The 421-nt window shown below is 61.5% G+C and carries 1 pseudogene; it reads right to left on the bottom strand.

What is annotated here, in order from left to right:
* Positions 1–163: 163 nt before the first annotated feature.
* Positions 164–421: pseudogene (locus tag PH256_RS15210) on the bottom strand (signal peptidase I); the annotation flags it as partial.

Genomic DNA, 421 nt, shown 5'->3' with positions numbered 1-421 from the left:
ACCGGTGCGCTTTCGCCGCCAGTCCATTCAATATTCAGGGTGGCCGCCGCCAGAGGCGCCGTGACCGGGTTCTCCGCACTCGCCTGGCCTGCCGCCAGGGAGCCGCCCACGACTGCGCCCATGACCATGACTGCTGCCAGACCCATCAGCAAAACTCTTTTCTTCACTTGGAACGCTCCCTTTTCTTTGTTTTGTCTGCAAGTGTCCATAGGATGATCGCCAGGGCAAAAATCGCCACACAGGCCGTGACGCCTGGCCCGGAATGGAGCATCTCCGACACTGTGCCCAGCACCGGGATGCACATGACCACTTTTCCGACCACACGCTCGTAGCTCACCGGGTCCACATCCGGCAGGGCGTTTGCGTCGCCCTTTGTGATCAGCTGCTTCGCCTGCGTGTCGTTCTCCACCACCCGGTGCGT

This window comes from Allofournierella sp. CML151 (assembly GCF_027853465.1).
GTDB lineage: Bacteria > Bacillota > Clostridia > Oscillospirales > Ruminococcaceae > Allofournierella.
The sequence above is the reverse complement of the archived record's forward strand: the minus strand, read 5'-3'. Positions and strand labels throughout refer to the sequence as shown.